21 protein-coding genes are annotated in these 20,415 nt (G+C 52.7%); 8 read left to right on the plus strand and 13 right to left on the minus strand.

Translation table 11 applies throughout. The features are described 5' to 3' along the window. Positions 1-104 precede the first annotated feature (104 nt). Complete coding sequence (gene gmhB / locus I6L54_RS20440) at positions 105-671, minus strand: D-glycero-beta-D-manno-heptose 1,7-bisphosphate 7-phosphatase (protein ID WP_005132069.1); 567 nt, start codon at positions 669-671, stop codon at positions 105-107. 189 nt (positions 672-860) lie between these two features. On the opposite strand from gmhB, the gene metN reads away from it, so the two are divergent. The 6 genes from metN to proS all read left to right on the plus strand — a co-directional run bounded on the left by metN (position 861) and on the right by proS (position 6,452). After that, entirely contained in the window at positions 861-1,892 is a 1,032-nt protein-coding gene (gene metN, locus I6L54_RS20445; protein WP_005132072.1) for a methionine ABC transporter ATP-binding protein MetN, read from the plus strand. Continuing rightward, on the plus strand, positions 1,885-2,538 hold the full coding sequence (locus I6L54_RS20450; protein WP_005132073.1) for a methionine ABC transporter permease MetI: 654 nt from the start codon (positions 1,885-1,887) through the stop codon (positions 2,536-2,538). Before metN ends, I6L54_RS20450 begins: the two co-directional genes overlap by 8 nt. Before the next feature lie 44 nt (positions 2,539-2,582). Next, a complete protein-coding gene (gene metQ / locus I6L54_RS20455; protein ID WP_003829145.1) occupies positions 2,583-3,398 on the plus strand; it encodes a methionine ABC transporter substrate-binding lipoprotein MetQ in 816 nt (271 codons plus the stop codon). 116 nt (positions 3,399-3,514) lie between these two features. Then, positions 3,515-3,919 (plus strand): envelope stress sensor lipoprotein RcsF, encoded by a 405-nt coding sequence (rcsF, locus tag I6L54_RS20460; RefSeq protein ID WP_040230040.1) that lies wholly within the window; start codon positions 3,515-3,517, stop codon positions 3,917-3,919. After that, complete coding sequence (tsaA, locus tag I6L54_RS20465; RefSeq protein WP_005132077.1) at positions 3,916-4,623, plus strand: tRNA (N6-threonylcarbamoyladenosine(37)-N6)-methyltransferase TrmO; 708 nt, start codon at positions 3,916-3,918, stop codon at positions 4,621-4,623. Before rcsF ends, tsaA begins: the two co-directional genes overlap by 4 nt. A 110-nt stretch (positions 4,624-4,733) precedes the next feature. Continuing rightward, the gene (gene proS / locus I6L54_RS20470) at positions 4,734-6,452 is read left to right on the plus strand and encodes a proline--tRNA ligase (RefSeq protein ID WP_040230039.1); all 1,719 of its coding nucleotides are present in this window, start codon (positions 4,734-4,736) and stop codon (positions 6,450-6,452) included. 43 nt (positions 6,453-6,495) lie between these two features. Here the strand turns inward: proS and nlpE are convergent, their stop codons facing one another. The 3 genes from nlpE to I6L54_RS20485 are packed head-to-tail and all read right to left on the minus strand — an operon-like array spanning position 6,496 to position 8,189. Further along, positions 6,496-7,194: an envelope stress response activation lipoprotein NlpE gene (gene nlpE / locus I6L54_RS20475; RefSeq protein WP_137378478.1), complete on the minus strand. Its 699-nt coding sequence runs from the start codon at positions 7,192-7,194 to the stop codon at positions 6,496-6,498. A gap of 30 nt (positions 7,195-7,224) precedes the next feature. Beyond that, positions 7,225-7,647, minus strand: a complete 423-nt coding sequence (arfB, locus tag I6L54_RS20480) for an alternative ribosome rescue aminoacyl-tRNA hydrolase ArfB (RefSeq protein WP_040230037.1) — start codon at positions 7,645-7,647, stop codon at positions 7,225-7,227. Continuing rightward, positions 7,644-8,189, minus strand: a complete 546-nt coding sequence (locus I6L54_RS20485) for a YaeQ family protein (protein ID WP_040230036.1) — start codon at positions 8,187-8,189, stop codon at positions 7,644-7,646. Before I6L54_RS20485 ends, arfB begins: the two co-directional genes overlap by 4 nt. 199 nt (positions 8,190-8,388) lie before the next feature. On the opposite strand from I6L54_RS20485, the gene I6L54_RS20490 reads away from it, so the two are divergent. After that, positions 8,389-8,589: a YaeP family protein gene (locus tag I6L54_RS20490; RefSeq protein ID WP_005132083.1), complete on the plus strand. Its 201-nt coding sequence runs from the start codon at positions 8,389-8,391 to the stop codon at positions 8,587-8,589. Continuing rightward, on the plus strand, positions 8,576-8,836 hold the full coding sequence (rof, locus tag I6L54_RS20495) for a Rho-binding antiterminator (protein ID WP_040230035.1): 261 nt from the start codon (positions 8,576-8,578) through the stop codon (positions 8,834-8,836). Before I6L54_RS20490 ends, rof begins: the two co-directional genes overlap by 14 nt. A 64-nt stretch (positions 8,837-8,900) precedes the next feature. Here rof and tilS read toward each other — a convergent pair whose 3' ends face one another. From tilS to fabZ, 9 genes are all read right to left on the minus strand, one after another. Beyond that, positions 8,901-10,193: a tRNA lysidine(34) synthetase TilS gene (gene tilS / locus I6L54_RS20500; RefSeq protein ID WP_040230034.1), complete on the minus strand. Its 1,293-nt coding sequence runs from the start codon at positions 10,191-10,193 to the stop codon at positions 8,901-8,903. Between the two features lie 61 nt (positions 10,194-10,254). Further along, positions 10,255-10,644: a VOC family protein gene (locus I6L54_RS20505; RefSeq protein WP_040230033.1), complete on the minus strand. Its 390-nt coding sequence runs from the start codon at positions 10,642-10,644 to the stop codon at positions 10,255-10,257. A gap of 64 nt (positions 10,645-10,708) precedes the next feature. Continuing rightward, entirely contained in the window at positions 10,709-12,847 is a 2,139-nt protein-coding gene (ldcC, locus tag I6L54_RS20510) for a lysine decarboxylase LdcC (protein ID WP_005132090.1), read from the minus strand. Between the two features lie 99 nt (positions 12,848-12,946). Next, positions 12,947-13,906, minus strand: a complete 960-nt coding sequence (gene accA / locus I6L54_RS20515) for an acetyl-CoA carboxylase carboxyl transferase subunit alpha (RefSeq protein ID WP_003018513.1) — start codon at positions 13,904-13,906, stop codon at positions 12,947-12,949. Between the two features lie 12 nt (positions 13,907-13,918). Continuing rightward, positions 13,919-17,401, minus strand: a complete 3,483-nt coding sequence (gene dnaE, locus I6L54_RS20520) for a DNA polymerase III subunit alpha (protein WP_005132092.1) — start codon at positions 17,399-17,401, stop codon at positions 13,919-13,921. A gap of 24 nt (positions 17,402-17,425) precedes the next feature. Next, positions 17,426-18,022 (minus strand): ribonuclease HII, encoded by a 597-nt coding sequence (gene rnhB / locus I6L54_RS20525; RefSeq protein ID WP_005132093.1) that lies wholly within the window; start codon positions 18,020-18,022, stop codon positions 17,426-17,428. After that, entirely contained in the window at positions 18,019-19,167 is a 1,149-nt protein-coding gene (lpxB, locus tag I6L54_RS20530; protein ID WP_005132094.1) for a lipid-A-disaccharide synthase, read from the minus strand. The genes rnhB and lpxB overlap by 4 nt, the downstream gene beginning before the upstream one ends. Further along, a complete protein-coding gene (gene lpxA / locus I6L54_RS20535) occupies positions 19,167-19,955 on the minus strand; it encodes an acyl-ACP--UDP-N-acetylglucosamine O-acyltransferase (RefSeq protein ID WP_005132096.1) in 789 nt (262 codons plus the stop codon). The genes lpxB and lpxA overlap by 1 nt, the downstream gene beginning before the upstream one ends. Before the next feature lie 3 nt (positions 19,956-19,958). After that, positions 19,959-20,414: a 3-hydroxyacyl-ACP dehydratase FabZ gene (gene fabZ, locus I6L54_RS20540; protein WP_003018528.1), complete on the minus strand. Its 456-nt coding sequence runs from the start codon at positions 20,412-20,414 to the stop codon at positions 19,959-19,961. Between the last annotated feature and the right edge of the window lies 1 nt (position 20,415).

Raw genomic sequence — 20,415 nt, forward strand, 5'->3', positions numbered from 1 at the left:
TCACATCCGCCGTGTCGATGGAGGCGCATTATAGGGAGTCGACTCAGGAAGACAAGCGGAAAAATGCATTTTTGTTTCAACCGCTCACCTTTTATCCATAACGCTTACTTTTGCTTCTTTTTTATCGCCATTGGCAGGTCCGCCAGACTATTTAGCACTAAATCTGCCGCATTTTCTGCTTCCGGAGTGACTGGCTTGCCTGTGCGCACTAATACCTTCGTTCCTACATTTGCAGCTGTCGCCGCCTGCATATCTTCTATTTTGTCGCCCACCATATAAGAAGCAGCCATATCGATGTGCAGAAAGTCTCGGGCGGAGATCAACATGCCCGGATGCGGTTTACGGCAGTCGCAGACCTGGCGGTACTCTTCGACTGTGCCCTGCGGATGATGAGGACAATAATAGATACCATCCAGATCAACATCGCGATCGGCCAATGACCAATCCATCCATTCAGTCAACGTTTCGAATTGTGCCTCGGTAAATTTGCCACGGGCAATACCAGACTGGTTCGTCACGACAATCAGCGCATAACCCATCTTTTTAAGTTCACGCATAGCATCAATGACGCCGTCGATAAATTCGAACTCGTCGATCTCATGGACGTAACCGTGGTCCACATTAATAGTGCCGTCACGGTCGAGAAAAATTGCGGGTACAGTCTTTGCCACCTTTTATAGCTCCTGAATAAGGCATGTGGCTCTAGTATCGCATGTTTCGGCGGGCAAGAAAGTGCTCATCGTGCAAAGCTAGATTGATTTAGACGTCTGGATGCCTTAACATCCATCTTGTTGACGACTTCGACCGTCCCAGACAGACGAAAATGCCACGGCTAACTTAATTACGATAATAAATAACCAATGATTAAACTTTCGAATATCACCAAAGTGTTCCAGCAGGGGACTCGCACCATTCAGGCGCTTAATAATGTCAGCCTGCACGTTCCTGCCGGGCAGATTTATGGCGTCATTGGCGCCTCCGGTGCAGGTAAAAGTACGCTCATCCGCTGCGTAAACTTACTTGAACGCCCAACCGAAGGCAGCGTCCAGGTCGGCGGTCAGGAACTCACGACGCTTTCCGAGTCAGAGCTGACCAAAGCTCGCCGTCAAATCGGCATGATTTTCCAACACTTTAACCTGCTCTCTTCCCGCACCGTGTTTGGCAACGTTGCGCTGCCGCTGGAACTGGATAACACACCAAAAGAAGAGATTAAACGCCGTGTAACAGAGCTGCTGGATTTAGTCGGTCTTGGCGACAAGCACGACAGCTACCCGGCCAACCTTTCCGGTGGACAAAAACAGCGTGTGGCGATCGCCCGTGCTCTGGCAAGCAATCCCAAAGTACTGCTGTGCGATGAAGCCACCAGCGCCCTTGACCCAGCAACAACCCGCTCGATTCTGGAATTGTTGAAAGACATTAACCGTCGCCTGGGACTCACCATTCTGCTGATTACCCATGAGATGGACGTTGTAAAACGCATTTGTGACTGCGTGGCGGTCATCAGTAATGGTGAACTGATTGAGCAGGACACCGTCAGCGAAGTGTTCTCACACCCCAAAACCCCACTGGCGCAGAAGTTTATCCAGTCCACGCTGCACCTGGATATTCCGGAAGATTATCAGGAACGTTTAAAAGCAGAGCCGCAAGCCGACAGCGTGCCGATGTTGCGTATGGAATTCACCGGTCATTCGGTCGATGCACCGCTACTCTCTGAGACGGCCCGTCGCTTTAACGTGAATAACAACATTATCAGCGCACAGATGGATTACGCCGGCGGCGTGAAGTTCGGCATCATGCTGACTGAAATGCACGGTACACAAGAAGATACACAAGCAGCCATTAGCTGGTTGCAGGAACACCACGTAAAAGTAGAGGTACTGGGTTATGTCTGAGCCGATGATTTGGCTGCTGGTTCGCGGCGTATGGGAAACGCTGGCAATGACCTTTGTGTCCGGCTTTTTTGGCTTTGTGATTGGCCTGCCCGTTGGCGTACTGCTGTATGTGACGCGTCCAGGACAAATCATTGAGAACGCAAAGTTGTACCGCACGCTTTCTGCGCTGGTTAACATTTTCCGTTCCATCCCGTTCATTATTTTGCTGGTGTGGATGATTCCATTCACCCGCATGATTGTTGGCACCTCTATCGGGCTGCAGGCCGCTATCGTCCCGCTGACCGTCGGCGCCGCGCCATTTATTGCTCGTATGGTGGAAAACGCCCTGCTGGAAATCCCGACCGGGCTGATTGAAGCCTCGCGTGCAATGGGCGCTACGCCGCTGCAGATTGTTCGTAAGGTATTACTGCCAGAAGCGCTGCCAGGACTGGTCAATGCGGCCACCATCACCCTCATCACGCTGGTTGGTTACTCGGCGATGGGCGGTGCTGTCGGTGCCGGTGGTCTTGGCCAGATTGGCTATCAGTATGGTTACATTGGGTATAACGCTACCGTAATGAATACAGTGCTGGTATTGCTCGTCGTTCTGGTTTATTTAATTCAGTTATCCGGCGATCGCATCGTCCGGGCAGTCACGCACAAATAACGTTACACACAACACTAAAAACTCATTAAGAAAAGGAAATAAGCATGGCGTTCAAATTCAAAACCTTTGCGGCAGTTGGAGCCCTGATCGGTTCTCTGGCACTTGTGGGTTGTGGCCAGGATGAAAAAGATCCTAACCACATCAAAGTGGGCGTTATTGTTGGCGCAGAGCAGCAGGTTGCTGAGGTCGCCCAGAAAGTGGCTAAAGAAAAATACGGTCTGGATGTTGAATTGGTAACGTTCAACGATTATGTCCTGCCCAATGAAGCGCTGAGCAAAGGAGATATCGATGCTAACGCCTTCCAGCACAAACCGTACCTGGATCAGCAGATCAAAGATCGTGGTTACAAACTGGTTGCCGTAGGTAATACCTTTGTTTACCCGATTGCGGGCTATTCCAAAAAAATCAAATCACTGGATGAACTGCAGGACGGTTCACAGGTCGCGATTCCAAACGACCCGACTAACCTCGGCCGTTCCCTGCTGCTGCTGCAGAAAGTCGGTTTGATTAAACTGAAAGATGGCGTTGGCCTGCTGCCGACCGCGCTGGACGTGATTGAAAACCCGAAAAACCTGAAGCTGGTTGAACTGGAAGCGCCGCAGTTGCCACGCTCACTGGATGACGCGCAAATCGCGCTGGCAGTCATCAACACCACCTATGCCAGCCAGATCGGCCTGACTCCGGCAAAAGACGGTATCTTTGTTGAAGATAAAGATTCCCCATACGTAAACCTGATCGTGACGCGTGAAGACAATAAAGACGCTGAGAACGTGAAGAAATTCGTTGAAGCATACCAGTCAGACGAAGTTTACGAAGCGGCAAACAAAGTCTTCAACGGCGGTGCTGTTAAAGGCTGGTAATTTTAGGCTGTTTTCACAATCTGTAATATCATCAGGACGGGCGCTTGCCCGTCTTGTCATTTATGCAAGCACCTGATTCAATATCTGACGTTTAGATCATTCATTGAGGAAATATTATGCGTGCTTTACCGATCTGTTTAGTAGCACTCATGCTGAGCGGCTGTTCTATGTTAAGCAGATCCCCTGTTGAACCCGTTCAAAGCACCGCTACCCCGCCAAAAGCGGAGCCGGAAAAACCAAAAGCACCGCGCGCGACGCCGGTCAGAATTATCACCAATGCAGAAGATCTGGTCGGTAAACCATTCCGCGATCTTGGCGAAGTGAGCGGAGAGTCCTGCCAGGCATCAAACCAGGATTCACCTCCGAGTATCCCAACCGCACGCAAACGCATGCAGATAAACGCATCCAAAATGAAAGCCAATGCGGTATTGCTGCACAGCTGCGAAGTTACCAGCGGGACGCCGGGCTGCTATCGTCAGGCAGTTTGCATCGGTTCTGCCCTGAACATTTCGTCTAAATGAGTCATTTTCAGTTCGAGCAAATAGGCGTTATCCGCTCTCCTTATAAAGAAAAGTTCGCTGTGCCACGCCAGCCGGGTCTGGTGAAAAGCGCCAACGGCGAACTGCATTTGCTCGCGCCCTATAACCAGGCCGATGCCGTTCGCGGCCTGGAAGCATTCAGCCATTTGTGGGTGATTTTTGTTTTTCACCAGACAATGGAAGGTGGATGGCGTCCAACCGTGCGCCCTCCCCGTCTTGGCGGTAACGCCAGAATGGGCGTCTTTGCCACGCGCTCGACCTTCCGTCCTAATCCTATCGGCATGTCGCTGGTTGCGTTAAAAGAAATTGTCTGCCACAAAGAGAGCGTCATTCTGAAACTGGGTAGCCTGGACCTGGTCGACGGAACGCCAGTGGTCGACATCAAACCTTATCTGCCATTTGCAGAAGCACTGCCTGACGCCACTGCCAGCTACGCGCAGCATGCGCCGGTTGCTGAAATGGCGGTAAGTTTCACTACAGAGGTTGAACAACAGCTTCTGACGCTGGAAAAACGTTATCCATTGCTGAAAACATTTATCGGCGAAGTACTGGCGCAGGACCCACGTCCTGCGTATCGTAAGGGTGAAGAGACAGGCAAAACGTATGCCGTCTGGCTACACGATTTCAACGTGCGCTGGCGCGTAACAGAAGAAGGTTTTGAAGTCTTTGCGCTTGAACCCCGCTAATTTCGTGCCCTTCTCTTTTGACATCCCTTTCTCGCTGGTAAACTAAACCACTTTTTTTGTGTCAGGCTGGCATCCAGCCTGTTCGATCGTTCAACTGGAACCGTAACAACATGCGTACTAGCCAATATCTGCTCTCCACTCTGAAGGAGACACCTGCCGACGCCGAAGTCATCAGCCACCAGCTGATGCTGCGCGCCGGGATGATCCGCAAGCTGGCCTCCGGGTTATACACCTGGCTGCCGACCGGCGTGCGCGTCCTGAAAAAAGTCGAAAACATCGTGCGTGAAGAAATGAACAACGCCGGTGCGATCGAGGTGTTGATGCCGGTCGTTCAGCCTTCTGAACTGTGGGAAGAGAGCGGTCGTTGGGAACAGTACGGCCCGGAACTGCTGCGTATCGCAGACCGTGGCGATCGTTCATTCGTACTCGGCCCAACGCATGAAGAAGTCATCACCGACCTGATCCGTAATGAGTTAAGCTCTTACAAACAGCTGCCGCTGAACTTCTATCAGATCCAGACGAAATTCCGTGACGAAGTTCGCCCACGATTCGGCGTGATGCGTTCCCGCGAATTCCTGATGAAAGATGCCTATTCTTTCCACACCTCTCAGGAATCTCTGCAGGAAACCTACGACGCCATGTATGCCGCATACAGCAAAATCTTCAGCCGTATGGGTCTGGATTTCCGTGCAGTACAGGCTGATACCGGCTCTATCGGCGGTAGCGCTTCTCATGAATTCCAGGTACTGGCACAGAGCGGCGAAGATGACGTTGTATTCTCCGACAGTTCCGATTTTGCTGCCAACATCGAATTTGCTGAAGCCGTTGCGCCGAAAGAACCCCGCGCAGCCGCCACTCAGGAAATGACGCTGGTTGACACACCGAATGCGAAAACTATCGCGGAACTGGTTGAACAGTTTAATCTGCCGATCGAAAAAACCGTTAAAACCCTGCTGGTGAAAGCGGTTGAAGGCAGCAGCTACCCGCTGGTTGCTCTGCTGGTTCGCGGCGATCACGAACTGAACGAAGTCAAAGCAGAAAAACTGCCGCAGGTTGCCAGCCCGCTGACTTTTGCTACTGAAGAAGAAATCCGTGCCGTCGTGAAAGCAGGTCCGGGTTCTCTTGGTCCGGTGAACATGCCGATTCCCGTGGTTATCGATCGTACCGTTGCAGTAATGAGCGATTTCGCTGCTGGTGCCAACATCGATGGTAAACACTATTTCGGTATTAACTGGGATCGTGATGTTGCAACTCCGGAAGTGGCAGATATCCGTAACGTGGTCGCAGGCGACCCAAGCCCGGATGGCAAAGGCACACTGCTGATTAAACGTGGTATCGAAGTGGGCCACATCTTCCAACTGGGTACCAAGTATTCTGAAGCGATGAAAGCTGCTGTTCAGGGTGAAGATGGCCGTAATCAGATTCTGACCATGGGCTGCTACGGCATCGGGGTGACTCGCGTGGTTGCTGCCGCTATTGAGCAGAACTTTGACGATCGCGGCATTGTATGGCCAGACGCCATCGCACCGTTCCAGGTCGCTATTCTGCCAATGAACATGCACAAATCCTACCGTGTGCAGGAACTGGCTGAGAAGCTGTACGCAGAACTGCGTGCACAGGGTATCGAAGTGCTGATGGACGATCGTAAAGAGCGTCCAGGCGTGATGTTTGCCGATATGGAGCTGATCGGTGTTCCGCACACTATCGTGCTCGGCGACCGTAACCTCGATAACGATGATATTGAATACAAATACCGTCGTAACGGCGAGAAACAGCTGATTAAAACCGGCGACATTGTCGACTATCTGGTCAAAGCCATTAAAGGCTAATTCCGGTAAAAGGCCCTGACGATCAGGGCCTTTTTTACATCAATTAATTACATCCTTTACCGGGGATAAATTTCGCCTCTTTATCCGCCATCAGCGTTTTCACTTTCTCGCCGGTGTCCGGGTTCGCCTCCATTGTGAAATGCGCTTCCAGCGTCAGCAATACAGATTGCCCGTTTTCCGTGCGCGCGGCTAAATAGTCACGTTCAAGCTGAGCGTTATTCGCTACCGGCATCCGTTGACCGGTTGCGCAGTCGGTAAAGATTGCCGCGTCAGCCATATAGAAGTACATCCCCCGCATCGGCATTGGCGTTACCGGTAAGCTGGCGGAAACCGGCTGAAGGGTGTAGTTGAACTGCGACTCAATCGGATTGCCTTCACGATCGAGCATTTCCAGCGCCTCGCCTTTTGCCCGGTAGTACGATTTTTCACCTTTACTATCCGTCAGCACCAGCTTGTCGGCAGTACGCGCCCATTTCCCATAAGACGCAAAGGAGGATGGCTCATCCCGTACGCCCTGGTAGCGTTCGTTCATCACCCATGTGCCGTCTTTTTCCAGGAACAGCGACGTTTCAATCCCTTCGCAGTCCGCGCAAGGCAAAATGCCACGCCAACTTTGCTGCATCGGTTTTAATTCTGCCGCCCGCGTTGGCTGTAATGCGTCGACCTCAGTGCGATTGTTACAGCCGATCAAGGAAAAGAGCGTGCATGCAGCGACTACGGACAATATTGCTGTTTTCACTATGAATTCCTTATAAATTTTTATTCCCGCTCGTCAGTCTTGCGTTCGACGAACTTTCCCGCGCAGTGCCTTCACTGTGGATTTTTGCGCCTTCGATGACAACCTGCGCTCTTTCGAGGCGCGCGTAGGGCGAGTTGCCTGCCGGCTTTTTTGCACCGCGGTTAATTCTTTTATCACCGCTACCAGCCGGGAGATTGCCGCTTCCCGATTTAGCTCCTGGCTACGGTATTCCTGCGCCTTAATGATAATCACGCCATCGCCGGTAATCAGATGATGACTGGCAGCCAACAGGCGTTCCTTATAATACTCTGGCAGCCCAGAGGCCCGAATGTCAAAGCGCAAATGGATAGCCGTCGAGGTCTTATTAACGTGCTGACCGCCCGCGCCCTGTGCCCGAATCGCCGTGATTTCTAGCTCGTTATCTGGGATAGAGACATTTCGGGAGATAACGATCATGAACGCGGCTGCCACGCGGTCAGGTGAATTTCCAGATTATTCTGAGAATCGGACAGCCAGATAGCGCCATCCTGAATAGTCGCCTGTAGTGCCATTGTACGACCGGCAAAGTCACTCAGTTGTGCCAGTTGTTCATCATCCAGATACCACACGGTAAGATTTTTAAACTGCGCACACTTGCTCTGGTTTTGCTGCCACCAGATCTGGGCAGCTCGACTGTTGTAAGCAAACAGGGCTACCTCACCGGACTGGGTGCAGGCTTTCTTAATACGGCGCTCATCCGGTAGGCCCAGTTCAATCCAAAGATCGATACCCAGATGGTCGTTGCGCAACCATGCTTCGGGTTCGTCTTCAGCGCTTAAACCACGCGTGAACTGCAGCCGTTCATCGGCATATTTAATCCAGGCCAGCAGACGCAGCATCATGCGTTCCTGGGTTTCTGAAGGGTGACGCGCCAGCGTCAAGGCCGCGTCAAGAAACTGGTTGCGGTCAAGATCCGCGACGTTGACAACGGCTTTATAAATTGTCGCTTTAAGCGCCATGAGAGAACTCCTTTCGAATCAGGCGCACATTGTAGCGAAAACGGCGGCAAAAGGCTGCTAACGACTAACGTGTGTACCGTCTATCAAGGCGCTGATATTGCTTGAATGAGTATGGTATAGTCACCTTGCTAAACAGAGTTTATCTTCGTAGGCTTAGACTTGCATCCACGGTTAAGTCAGAGTGCTGACAGGAGGGCATGTGGAAAAATATTGTGAGTTAATACGCAAGCGGTACGCGGAAATCGCCAGCGGAGACTTAGGGTATGTCCCGGATGCGCTGGGTTGCGTATTGAAGGTACTTAATGAAGTGGCGGCAGACAGCGCCCTTTCAGAGTCGGTCAGGGAAAAGGCGGCCTATGCTGCCGCGAACTTACTGGTGAGCGATTATGTCAATGAATGAAACGTATCAACCCATCAACTGTGATGATTACGACAATCTTGAACTCGCCTGCCAGCACCATTTGTTACTGACGCTGACGCTCAAAGATGGCGAAGTTCTACAGGCAAAAGCAAATGACCTGGTTTCCCGCAAAAATGTGGAATATCTGGTCGCCGATGTCTCGGGTGAAACCCGTGAGCTTCGCCTCGACAAAATTGCCAGTTTCAGTCACCCACAAATCGGTACCGTGGTGGTCAGCGAATCTTAACCTTTCTTGCACCTTATCCGGCCTACTTTCCATACGATACGTAGGCCTGATAAGCGCCGCGCCATCAGGCACGCCACACCAGACTCACCCCTTCTTCACCTTTTGCCAGCCCTTCATGTGTCACGAAAACCCCTGCTGCCGCAATCAGCGTGTCACCGTAAAACAGTAATGGCGTCGTATCTCGCCGCCAGGGAGGAATCCCCTGCTCCTGCCAGATTTTTTTAAGCTTACGCCCACCGTTGCGCCCGACAATATGCAATAACCCAGGCGCTTTAAAACGAATGCTGACGGCTTCATCCGCTTGTGGCATACGCAATTCACCAGCAGGGATGAGCTGCACCGAGCCTAACCCAACTGGCAGCGCCAACGGCGTTTTCCAGAATTGCCACGGAATGACGGTTTCACTTTGACCGCCAACCGACTTCACCCACCACAGCTGTGACTGATAACGACGGACGTCATACTCACCGAGGCGAAAACAGGGCGATGCGTCTTCACGTGCCAACGCGACTTCCTGCCAGATACGTTCTAACGCATCACGGGAAGGCATCGGCGCATTTAATCCCGCCAGCCAACGGCGAAGCAGAGCGGCACGCCGCACGTTGCTCATCACCATTAACGGCGCCAGCAACAGTGTGTCATGGGATGTGACGCACCTGGCTAAATCGCTGGCCAGCAATTCATCCAGTAAGCTCTCCTGCTCAGCGCACAGCGCGGCGCTGCGAGCAGTGGCTTGTGCGAAGTGCGGCCAGCGCTGTTGGAGTAATGGGGTAACGCGCAATCTGAGAAAATTGCGATCGTAGGTATCATCCTGATTGCTTTCATCTTCTATCCAGCATAATTCATGCTGTCGCGCCCATGCTTCAAGCGCTTCTCGCGTTTGCGCCAGCAACGGTCGAATCAATTGAGTTCCGGCAAACGGTGAGCTTTCTCCCATGGCGGATAGTCCGGCGGGACCACTGCCGCGCTTAAGCGCCAGCAGGAATGTTTCACACTGGTCATCGAGATGCTGGGCGGTCATCAGCACCTCGCCCGGGAGTAAGATCTGCGCAAATGCCTGATAGCGCGCGCGTCGCGCCTGCGCTTCGATGCCCAGGCCATCATCCTCAAGATGGACCCGTTCAACCACCAGCGGCACCTGCCACTGCGCACATACCGACTCACAGTGCTGTACCCAACTGTCTGCGTGCGGGCTTAATCCGTGATGAATATGGATTGCGCGTAGGGTGACATCAGGATGCTGCGCTCGCCACAGCACCAACTGATGCAGTAGTACGGTAGAGTCGAGGCCGCCGCTAAAGGCAACGAGGATCGCGTTAGTGTTCAGAAGTGAAGTGTTCAGCGTGAGTGTCGTCATGATGGTTGCTTACAATGGCATTGCCCGGCACGTTACCGGGCTAACGCCACAATGACAAGCCTTACAGCTCGTACAGTTCAAGCGGTAATCCGTCTGGATCGTTAAAAAACGTAAAACGTTTGCTGGTAAACGGATCGATGCGTACCGGCTCGCATTTCACATGATGGGCCTCCAGATAAGCAATCGACTTCTCCACATCCTCGACGCTGAACGCCAGATGGCGTAAACCACAGGCTTCCGGTCGGCTCGGGCGGCACGGCGGGAAAGGAAAAGAAAACAGCTCAATCACGTACTGGCCGTTCAGCGCCAGATCGCCTTTCCAGGAGTCGCGTTCTTCCCGGTAGGCTTCACTCATTAACGTGAAGCCTAATACATCGCAGTAAAATGCCTTACTGGCCCTGTAGTCCGTCGCAATAATGGCAATATGGTGAACCTGTTTTAACCCCAGCATGTTCTTCGCCTCTTTAATTTTACTCTCAGCACGTTACTCGTGCGCAACGGGTTCCGGCAAGTCGTTATGCCATTTTTAGGACTCTCACACGATACACGCCGTCCTCACCCAACTTAGCCCCATGAATGTCAGTTTCAAATCCAGGGTAGCGCTGCCCCACCGAGCACAGCATCAGCAGGAAATCGAGTACTGACCGGCTTTTTTCTGTGATCATTTCTCCGGGCATCAGCAGCGGGACACCTGGAGGATAAGGCAGGATCATATTGGCGGAAACGCGCCCCACCAGTTGATCAAGAGTGACTGTCTCGACGTCACCTTTAATTTGCCGCTGCCAGGCCTGATGAGGCGTCATTTTCATTTCCGGCAACGTGTCGAATGCCCGCAGCATCAGCCCGGAGAGATCGTGCTGGCGGATCAATTGATGGATTCCCTGAGCCAGATCCTGAATGCGCATAGTGCGATAAAAATCGGGATCCTCAGCATACAGATCCGGCAGCATATTTTTCACGCGTAAATTCAGGTCGTATGAACGTTTAAATTCCGTCAGGCCGCGCAGCAGCCCCATCGCCCGGGTTTTATCAATACCAATACTGAACAGGAACAACAGATTATACGGGCCTGTTTTCTCCACGACGACACCGCGTTCATCAAGGAATTTCGCCACCAGCGCAGCGGGGATCCCCTCTTCGCTCATATTTCCCTGCTCATCCATCCCTGGCGTCAGAATGGTCACTTTCACCGGGTCGAGGAACATGTGGTCGGCGTCAGCATCGACAAAGCCATGCCAGTCTTCACCAGGTGCTACCGGCCAGCACTCTGCTTCATCTACCTTTTCCGGTTGCCAAATATCAAAGAACCAGCCGTCAGATTCTTCACGCAGCCGCTGGACTTCTTTACGGAAATGCAGCGCCCTCTCAACCGAACGATTGATCAGGCGCTTGCCTGAATTCCCGCGTAGCATTGCCGCCGCCGTTTCTATCGACGCCACTATCGGGTAGCTCGGCGACGTGGAGGTGTGCATCATAAAGGCTTCGTTGAACGTCTCTTCATCGTAGTCGCCCTTAATGTGGATCAGCGAAGCTTGTGACAACGCCGCCAGCATCTTGTGGGTGGACTGGGTTTCAAAAATCACTTTCCCCGGCACCCGCTCGCCGCTCATCCCGCTTTTCCCCTGATAGATCGGATGAAAATGGGTATACGGCACCCAGGCCGAATCAAAATGGATAGAGGGCACATCCAGAGTTTGCTTGATCCAGTTAGTGTTGTAGAGCAAGCCGTCGTAAGTTGAGTTAGTAATTACCGCATGCATCGGCCATTGCGCCTGAGGGATCTCTTCTACCTTGCGTTCGATGCTTTCGCGAGTGAATTCCCGACGGGGTATACCGCCGAGGATCCCCAGCGCATTGCGCGTCGGCTTTAGCCATACGGGCACGACATCGCTCATCATCAGCAAATGCGCCAGCGACTTATGGCAGTTGCGGTCAATCAGTAGCGTACTTCCCGAAGGTGCGGCATACATGCCGACAATCTTGTTCGACGTCGAGGTGCCGTTGGTCACCATATAGCTCTGCTCGGCGCCAAACGTGCGCGCAATGTACTCCTCCGCTTCCAGATGCGGACCGGTATGGTCGAGCAGCGATCCCAGCTCAGTCACCGAAATGGAGACATCAGCCTTAAGCGTATTGCCGCCAAAGAAATCATAGAACAGGCAGCCGACCGGACTTTTCTGATACGCCGTTCCCGCCATGTGTCCGGGCGTGCAGAAGGTATACTTTCCTTCCTTTACATAGGTAAACAGCGCTTTGGTAAAGGGTGGCGTAATGTTGTCGAGATATTCATTGGTGTACTGGCGAATACGCGTAGCAATATCGTCAGACTGACCCAATGCGTACTCAAAGAACCACAGCGCCATGCGCAGATCGTGTGCGCTGACATCCATCGTCGAATGGGTATTAATAAAGGCATAAAGTGGGAGGTATTCGTTAAGCTGATTGATGTCGCTACACAAATCCAGACTGTATTCATCCCAGTCAAAAATGACGCCGCAAATTCGCGGGTTATGCTCGATAAACTTCAGCAGGTCGACGCTATTCTGCGGCCAGATAATCTGAAATCCCTGCTGCTGCAGCGCACGTTCAAGTTCCTTGATGGGCTCATCTTTGTAAAAGACGCCATGCGGTCCCATGATGGCAATGATATTCATGCGTTCCTCCTGGAAAAACCTTAGTTAAGCATAGCCTGGTCAAACCACAGGTAAAAAAAAGGGCCACAACGTTGTGGCCCTTTTCAGAATAAATGCAGTTTACGCGTAACCGTAGCTCATCAGACGCTGATAACGACGGTTTTTCAAATCATCTTTGCTTAACACGTCAAGATCGGCAAGATCGGCCAACAGCTGTGCTTTCAGTGATGCAGCCATCACTTCCGGGTTGCGGTGTGCCCCCCCCAGCGGCTCCGGGATGATAGAGTCGATAAGTTTCAGTTCTTTCAGACGCGGTGCGATAATCCCCATCGCTTCTGCAGCCAGCGGGGCTTTGTCTGCACTTTTCCACAGAATAGAAGCACAACCTTCCGGGGAGATAACGGAATAAGTGCTGTATTGCAGCATATTCACTTTATCCCCCACACCGATCGCCAGTGCGCCACCGGAGCCACCTTCACCGATAACGGTACAGATAACCGGCACGCTCAGACGTGACATTTCACGCAGGTTGCGCGCAATCGCTTCAGACTGTCCACGCTCTTCCGCGCCCACGCCCGGATATGCTCCAGGAGTGTCGATGAAGGTAATGATCGGCATATTGAAACGTTCAGCCATTTCCATCAGACGCAGCGCTTTGCGATAGCCTTCCGGCGCTGGCATGCCGAAGTTACGACGAATTTTCTCTTTGGTCTCACGGCCTTTCTGATGACCGATGATCATCACCGGACGGCCATCCAGACGCGCGATGCCGCCGACAATAGCCTTGTCATCCGCATAGGCACGATCGCCCGCCAGCTCATCAAATTCATCAAACGCCAGGCGGACATAATCCAGGGTGTATGGACGCTGTGGATGGCGAGCCAGCTGGGCTACCTGCCATGCGCCAAGATCGGCGAAGATTTTACGCGTCAGTTCTACGCTTTTTTCACGCAGACGATGCACTTCTTCATCGATGTTAATATCCAGTTTCTCATCCTGACGGCTAACCGCAGTCAGAGAATCGATTTTTGCTTCCAGCTCTGCAATCGGCTGTTCAAAATCAAGGAAATTCAGACTCATAGTATTCCTGTATTAGTCAAACTCCAGTTCCACCTGCTCCGAACCAATAAGGCCACGGAGATCGTTTAACAAACGATCGCTCGGAGAGACACGCCACGTTGCGCCAAAACGCAATCGTGCTCGTGCATCCGCCCTCTGATAGTAGAGATGTACTGGAATTGTCCCCGAGCGGTGGGGTTCCAGAGACTGACGGAGTCGGTTTAAAAGCTGGTCATCAATTTGCCTGTCCGTCAGCGAGATAGCAAGCCCGCGAGCATATTTTTCCCGGGCTTCGTCAATATCCATGACTTCACGGGCCATCATTTTAAGCCCACCGCTGAAGTCATCAAAGCTGACCTGTCCGCTGACGATAAGTATGCGGTCTTTTTCCAGCAATTGCTGGTATTTATCCAGGGCATCGGTAAATAACATCACTTCCAGACGCCCGGAACGGTCATCCAGTGTACAGATGCCGATACGATTGCCGCGCTTGGTGACCATTACCCGCGCAGCAATGACGAGCCCCGCAGCCGTGGTAACTTTACCACGTTCTGTCGGATGCATGTCTTTCAGCCTGTAGCCTCCGACATAGCGCTCAATTTCTTTTAAATACTGGTTGATAGGGTGTCCCGTCAGGTAAAGCCCTAACGTTTCACGCTCGCCGTCCAGTACCACCTGCTCCGGCCACGGCTGGCAGCTGGCATAGGATTGCTCAATTTGTTCCGGCTCTTCCGCCAGTACGCCAAACATATCAGCCTGACCGATAGCTTCCGCTTTCGCATGTTGATCGGCGGCTTTAAGCGCATCGTTCAGTGAGTTCATCAGTGCTGCGCGATGCGGCCCCAGGCGGTCAAACGCCCCGGACATAATCAGCTTTTCCAGCACCCGGCGGTTGAGTTTTTTGATATCCGTGCGGGCACAGAGATCAAACAGTTCGCGGAAGTAACCGCCTTTATTACGCGCCTCAATGATAGCTTCAATTGGCCCCTCACCCACGCCTTTTATCGCGCCGATACCGTAGACAATCTCGCCATCATCATTAACGTGAAAATGGTACAATCCGGAGTTGATATCTGGCGGCAGGATTTTCAGCCCCATACGCCAGCATTCATCCACCAATCCCACCACTTTCTCGGTGTTATCCATATCGGCCGTCATCACCGCCGCCATAAACTCAGCAGGGTAATGCGCCTTCAGCCACAGCGTCTGGTAAGAGACCAGCGCATAGGCGGCGGAGTGCGATTTGTTAAATCCATAACCGGCGAATTTTTCCACCAGGTCAAAGATTTTCATCGCCAGCTCGCCGTCTACACCACGCTTCTTCGCCCCTTCTTCAAAGGTGCCGCGCTGCTTGGCCATCTCTTCCGGTTTTTTCTTACCCATCGCACGACGCAGCATATCCGCGCCGCCAAGGGTATACCCAGACAGCTCCTGGGCAATCTGCATGACCTGTTCCTGATACAGGATAATGCCGTAGGTCGGCTCCAGTACCGGTTTCAGACACTCATGCTGCCATTGTACATCCGGATAGGAAATCTCTTCGCGACCATGCTTACGATCGATAAAGTTATCTACCATCCCCGACTGTAGCGGACCGGGGCGGAACAGTGCCACCAGGGCTATCATATCTTCGAAGCAGTCGGGCTGCAGTCGCTTGATAAGATCTTTCATACCGCGGGATTCAAGCTGGAAGACGGCTGTTGTCTCCGAGCGTTGCAGCATGTCAAAACTTTTCTTATCGTCCAGCGGAATCGCGGCGATATCCAGCGGCGGTTCGCCGTTCTTCTCACGCCGCGCGTTGATCATCTCCAGCGCCCAGTTGATGATGGTGAGCGTGCGCAGACCGAGGAAGTCGAACTTCACCAGGCCGGCGTATTCCACGTCGTTCTTATCAAACTGGGTAACCGGGTGCAGTCCCTGCTCATCACAGTACAGCGGTGCAAAATCAGTAATTTTGGTCGGAGCGATAACCACACCACCGGCGTGTTTACCCGCGTTACGCGTGACGCCTTCCAGCTTGCGCGCCATATCAATAAGCGCTCTAACCTCTTCATCTGCCTCATAGATTTCCGGCAGTTGAGGTTCGGCTTCAAAGGCTTTGGCCAGCGTCATGCCCGGATCGGGCGGCACCAGTTTCGAAATACGATCCACGAAACCATACGGGTGACCCAGTACTCGACCCACATCGCGGATAACCGCTTTCGCCGCCATGGTACCGAAGGTAATAATCTGCGAAACCGCATCGCGCCCATACATTTCCGCGACGTGTTCAATGACCTGGTCGCGTTTCTCCATACAGAAGTCAACGTCGAAATCGGGCATTGAGACGCGTTCCGGGTTCAGGAAACGTTCGAACAGCAGGTCAAATTCCAGCGGGTCAAGGTCGGTAATTTTTAACGCGTAGGCCACCAGCGATCCCGCACCGGAGCCACGGCCTGGGCCTACCGGTACACCGTTATCTTTCGACCACTGGATAAATTCCATTACGATCAGGAAGTAGCCCGGGAAGCCCATCTGGTTGATAACTTTAAGTTCAACTTCCAGACGCTCATCATAAGGCGGGCGCTTCTGCGCACGGACTTCAGGATCGGGGAACAAAAATTCCAGGCGTTCTTCCAGGCCTTCACGCGATTTCGCGACGAGGAAATCCTCGGTGGTCATGTCGCCGGTCGGGAACTGCGGCAGGAAGTATTCGCCCAGGCGCACCGTCACGTTGCAACGTTTGGCAATCTCGACGGTGTTTTCCAGCGCCTCCGGGATATCGGAGAACAGCTCGCACATCTCCTCTTCGCTGCGCATATACTGCTGCGGCGAATAGTTACGCGGGCGTTTTGGATCATCAAGGGTGAATCCGTCGTGGATTGCTACGCGGATTTCATGCGCGTCAAAATCACCGGTTTCAAGGAAGCGAACATCGTTGGTCGCGACCACCGGCAGGCCGCGTGTTTCGGCCAGCGCTACTGCAGCATGCAGGTAATTTTCTTCATCCTGTCGACCGGTACGGATCAGCTCAAGGAAGTAGCAATCAGGGAAATGCTCTTCATAAAACGCCACGCACTCGTCGACCAGTGCGCTGTTCCCACGCAACAGACTGCGTCCGACGTCACCCATCCGGCCGCCGGAAAGCAAGATTAACCCTTCTTTTAGCTCAACCAGCCAGTCTCTGTCGATCACCGGCCCTTCTGCGCCATAGCCACGCTGATAGGCTTTCGATATCAACAACGTCAGATTCTGATAGCCGGTATTGTTTGCGGCCAGCACGGTGAGCTGCGTGAGTTCATCGCCCAACAGTTCGTTACGGACATGAAAATCTGCGCCAACAATCGGCTTAATACCTGCGCCATGACCCGCTCCGTAAAACTTCACCAGACCACACAGGTTGGTAAAATCGGTGATCGCCAGCGCAGGCATACCCAACGCGGCCGCCTTTTTCACCAGCGGCCCGGTTTTCGCCAGCCCATCGATCATGGAGTAGTCGCTGTGCACCCGCAGGTGGACGAAACGAGGTTCAGACATCTTCAGATTCCTTTAACACAAGAATCAGGACGTGAGTCCCAGTGCGCGTTTGACAGGAGCAAAACTGCGACGATGGTGCTCAATTGCACCATGCTCAGCGAGCGCAGCCAGATGAAAAGCGGTTGGATAACCTTTGTGCTGGGCAAACCCATACTGCGGAAAAACCTTATCCAGCTCGGCCATTTCAGCATCGCGCGTCACTTTCGCCAAGATGGACGCTGCGCTGATTTCCGCAACGCGGCTGTCACCTTTTACCACCGCCATCGACGGTACCGGCAATGTCGGGCAGCGGTTTCCATCGATCAGGACGTATTCCGGCGCAATATGCAAACCTGCAACCGCACGCTGCATTGCCAGCATCGTGGCGTGCAGAATGTTCAGTTCATCGATTTCATGCGGTTCCGCACGCCCCAGGCTCCAGCTTAACGCTTTATCTTTGATTTCATCAAAAAGCGCCAGTCGACGCTTTTCCGACAATTTTTTGGAGTCATTAAGACCCACTATCGGACGTGCCGGGTCAAGAATAACGGCGGCAGTCACTACCGCGCCAACCAATGGACCACGTCCTACTTCATCCACACCCGCCACCAAATGCGTATGTGGATAAACAAATTCAATCATTGTGCTAACTCCAGAACTGCATCTGCCGCCTGCTCATCCGCATTGCAACGGATCTGCTGGTGCAATTCCCGGAACGTGTCGTGCATCGCATGACTGGTTTTACCGTTCGCCAACAGAGGCAGCAACGCCTGCGCCAGCGCCTGCGGCTCACATTCATCCTGCAACAGCTCTTTGACGAGTTCTCTTCCTGCCAGCAGGTTAGGCAGCGATACGTAATCGGTCTTCACCAGACGTTTTGCCAACCAGAAAGTGAAAGGTTTCATACGATAGCCGACAACCATTGGGCATTTCGCCAGCATACATTCCAGCGCAGCCGTGCCAGAGGCCAACAGCGCAGCATCACTGGCGACCATTGCTTCACGTCCCATTCCGTTGAGCAGATGTACGGAAAGATCGGGTGCAACTTCAGCTTTGATACGCTCAAACTGCTCGCGACGTTTGGCATTGACCAACGGCACGACGACTTCAAGATCCGGATAATGCTGACGTAATAGCTGCGCCGTTTTCAGAAAATCGGCGCTGAGCATCTCCACTTCTGCACCACGACTCCCAGGCAAAAGCGCCAGACAGTGAGCATCATGAGGAATGCCTAACACATCACGCGCCGCGTTTTTATCCGGATCCAGCGGCATGGCGTCCGCCATGGTGTGACCGATAAAGCGACACGGGACGTTAAATTTGTCATAAAACGCTTTTTCGAAAGGCAGAAAGGCCAGCACCATATTGGTGGATCTGCCTATTTTGAAAACGCGTTTCTGTCGCCACGCCCATACAGAGGGGCTGACATAATGAATGGTTTTAATACCCTGCGATTTCAGGTTACCTTCCAGGGTAATATTGAAATCAGGTGCATCAATTCCGACGAAAACATCCGGCTTAAGGTCGGTGAATCGGCGAGTGAGATCGGCACGGATATGCAGTAAACGGCGCAGGCGCCCGAGCACTTCTACAATGCCCATTACTGCCAGTTCTTCCATTTCGTACCAGGCTTCACAGCCTTCCGCCTGCATCAATGGACCCGCAACGCCAACAAACCGCGCATTGGGAACACGAGCCTTGAGTGCACGAATTAAACCGGCACCAAGAATATCGCCGGAGGTTTCTCCGGCGACAAGGGCAATCGTTAAAGGACGCTGCTCAGTCATTAACGAATCAGACCACGCGTTGAGCGTTCAAAGAAGTCACTAAAAGCCTGAACATCGGGGTACTGCTTCGCCAGTTCGGCGATTTCCGGTTTCACTTCCTCAAGCGTTTTACCGCTGCGGTACAGCGCTTTATAGGCGTTGCGGATCGCAGTAATGGCTTCACGGGTGAATCCGCGGCGTTTCAGACCTTCGATGTTAACGCCAAATGGCGTCGCGTGGTTGCCCTGGGCGATAACGTATGGCGGGACGTCCTGGGCTACGCCAGAGCAGCCACCCACCATCACGTGTGCACCAATAATGCAGAACTGATGCACTGCGGTCATGCCGCCGATGATAACAAAATCATCAAGTGAAACATGTCCGGCAAGTGTCGCGTTATTCGCCAGAATGCAGCGGTTACCTACCGTACAATCATGCGCAACGTGTGCGTTAATCATCAGTAAGTTATCGCTGCCCACCTTCGTCAACCCACCGCCTTGCACTGTGCCACGATGAATGGTGACGCTTTCGCGAATGCGGTTGCGATCGCCAATTTCCACACGGGTCGGTTCACCAGCATACTTCAAATCCTGGTTTACTTCGCCAATGGAGGCAAACTGATAAATCTCGTTATCGCGACCAATTTTTGTATGGCCATTCACGACAACGTGAGACTTCAGTACGGTACCCTCACCAATTTCAACATGGGGTCCAACAATACAAAATGGGCCAATGTGAGCATTCGCGCCAATGCTGGCGCCGTCTTCGACAATGGCTGTTGGGTGAATAAAGGCGGATTTATCAATCACGTATCAGGCCTCCCGGCTACGGGCACACATCATCGTTGCTTCGCACACAACTTTACCGTCGACCAGCGCAACCCCTTTGAAACGGGTCAGGCCGCGGCGCGTTTTCTCGAAAGTCACTTCCATGATCATCTGATCGCCAGGCACGACGGGACGCTTAAAGCGTGCTTCATCAATACCGGCGAAATAATACAGTTCGCCCGGTTCCAGTTTTCCTACGCTTTTAAACGCCAGAATACCCGTGGCCTGCGCCATCGCTTCCAGAATCAACACGCCAGGAAAAATCGGTTTACCCGGGAAGTGGCCCTGAAAGAAAGGCTCGTTAACGGATACATTTTTCACTGCGCGCAGAAAACGACCTTCTTCAAAATCCAGCACGCGGTCTACCAGTAAAAACGGAAAACGGTGCGGCAGAAGTTCTAAAATCTCTTCAATATGCAGAGTATGAGTGTTAGTAGTCAAA

The sequence above is a fragment of the Citrobacter pasteurii genome, from assembly GCF_019047765.1.
GTDB classification, from domain to species: domain Bacteria; phylum Pseudomonadota; class Gammaproteobacteria; order Enterobacterales; family Enterobacteriaceae; genus Citrobacter; species Citrobacter pasteurii.